This is a genomic window from Rhodobacter sp. SGA-6-6 (genome assembly GCF_011043545.1).
Taxonomy (GTDB): domain Bacteria; phylum Pseudomonadota; class Alphaproteobacteria; order Rhodobacterales; family Rhodobacteraceae; genus Pseudogemmobacter.
In genome coordinates, this window is the sequence record NZ_JAAKGP010000044.1 from 1 (window position 1) to 1758 (window position 1758).

The window sequence follows — 1758 nt, forward strand, 5'->3', positions numbered from 1 at the left end:
CAGGGGCTTCGACAAGCCGCCGCCGTGCGGGATTTCATCATTTTTCGTGATCATCTGGGTCTCCACGTTTCGGAAATGGAATGGAAATTTCAGGGGCCGAAAAACGCGCGAAATCCGGGCGGCTTTGGCCCCGCAGGAAAAGGTGCCCATACCGGTCCCTTGGCGGGAGGGGGGTGGGGAGCGAGGGGCCGCCCCCCACCTTCTGCTCGCCCGCGCATTGACGGGAACGAGCATCGACGCTGACCTCGGCCAGCGCCGTGCCGATGTGGAGCGGGTGTCCAATCCGCCCCCACCGACCGAGGGTCAGCCGGGGTTTCCCCCGACCCGGCTCGCGCTGCAAATCGCAAGCCGCCCCCATTCGATTAACCCGGCAGCGAAGCGTCGGCGGCCAGCAGCGCAATCGGCGAGGCGTCCGGGCGACGGGCCACGGCGATACCGCTGGCTTCCATCGAGCGGATCAGCGCCTCCTCGGCCAATTCGGCCTCAAGGATGTCGCGTTCGGCCTCGGCCAGCCGCTTGGCCCGGGTGGCCGCGTTCATCCCCGTCTGGCCGAGCATCCGATCTTCGATCTGGCCTTTGACGACCTGCCGAAGCTGGTCCCGGGCGGTCAGACAGAGCAGGCCGAAGAGGGTTTCGCAGGCGCTCTTGGTCTCGTGGACGCTTTCGCCGACCACCGTGAAGATCGGAAGCTCCGGTCCTTGCCATCCCGGCTCCGCCGCATGTTCAAGGCCGAGGCGGTCGATGGCCTCGGTCGCCGCCCGGTCGAGCCAGTGATCGACGGAGTTCATGGCGGTGTCGATGTCCACGGGCGCAGCGAGGACGGCATCGCGGCGGGTCACGGCTTGCGCTACGGCATCACGCGCCTGATCGAGCAGGTCGAGCATCGACATGGAGTTGGCCTGCGACTTGCGAAAGGTTTTCAACAGGTCAGCGATCACGACATCATCTCCTTGACCCCGGCGGGCACTTGCAGGCCGACCAATTCGGCGTGGGCGATGGCGGTTTTGAGGTTGGAGCGCGCGGCGGCGTAGGCATCGCTGGCCTCCTGTTGCTCGACTTCGCGGATCACGACATCGGCGGCGAGGTCGGCCATCTGCGCCGCCAGCGCGGCGGCACGTTCGGCGGCCTCGGCGGCGGCAGCGGGGCCGCTGGCCTGACCCGCCGAAAGGACCAGATCACGTTGCCGGGTAAGGTCGCGGCGACGTTCGCGCATGTCGTAGACGGCATCGGTCAGGCCGGTCAGGCTGGCCCGGGACCGGCGGGCGATGGCCGCCAGCGCGGTCAGCCGGGCGGGGTCGAGGGTGATTTCGGCGGGGTTGGGCATCTGGCACCTCCTATGGGATCGAGGTAATGCCGGGCCGCGCCAGTTCGGAGGGGCGGTAAATTGGCGGCGGGGATCACCCGCCGCCTACACCTCGGAGGATGTTCGTGACGGTCGTCAGCCCCGGCATTTGCTTCGCGTCCGGCAGGGCGAGCTTCGACAGCCGCCAGAAGCTGCCGTCCGGCTCATAGGGCGATGCCGTCCCCGCCTTTTCTTGCGCGGTCCAGCGGGTCGCCCGGTAGCGCGAGAAGCCCTTGATGATCGCAGCGGCGGCCTGCCGGTCGGATAGGTCGTGCCATTCCGGGATCGCCTGCCGGACGTGCCGGATCAGCCGATCTCGCTTTTCCAGCAGGACGCCGTGCCGCGCCGTCTTTCCCGATGCGGGCGCGATCCCGAGACCCACATCAAGCGCAGTCCCGTTTTCCAACATGTCGGCG

At 67.9% G+C, this 1758-nt stretch carries 3 protein-coding genes; all 3 read right to left on the reverse strand.

Features of this window, described 5'->3' with window-relative positions; genetic code table 11:
• Nucleotides 1–362: 362 nt before the first annotated feature.
• A complete protein-coding gene (locus tag G5B31_RS20820; protein ID WP_165020102.1) occupies nucleotides 363–938 on the reverse strand; it encodes a hypothetical protein in 576 nt (191 codons plus the stop codon).
• On the reverse strand, nucleotides 935–1324 hold the full coding sequence (locus G5B31_RS20825; protein ID WP_165020103.1) for a hypothetical protein: 390 nt from the start codon (nucleotides 1322–1324) through the stop codon (nucleotides 935–937). The genes G5B31_RS20820 and G5B31_RS20825 overlap by 4 nt, the downstream gene beginning before the upstream one ends.
• A 73-nt stretch (nucleotides 1325–1397) precedes the next feature.
• Nucleotides 1398–1758 (reverse strand): hypothetical protein (locus G5B31_RS20830; protein WP_165020104.1); only part of this gene is annotated, 361 nt, incomplete at its 5' end.

Excerpts from the sequence above, each read along its gene's own strand:
- G5B31_RS20825 (WP_165020103.1), bottom strand. The coding sequence starts at position 1,324 with ATGCCCAACCCCGCCGAAATCACCCTCGACCCCGCCCGGCTGACCGCG.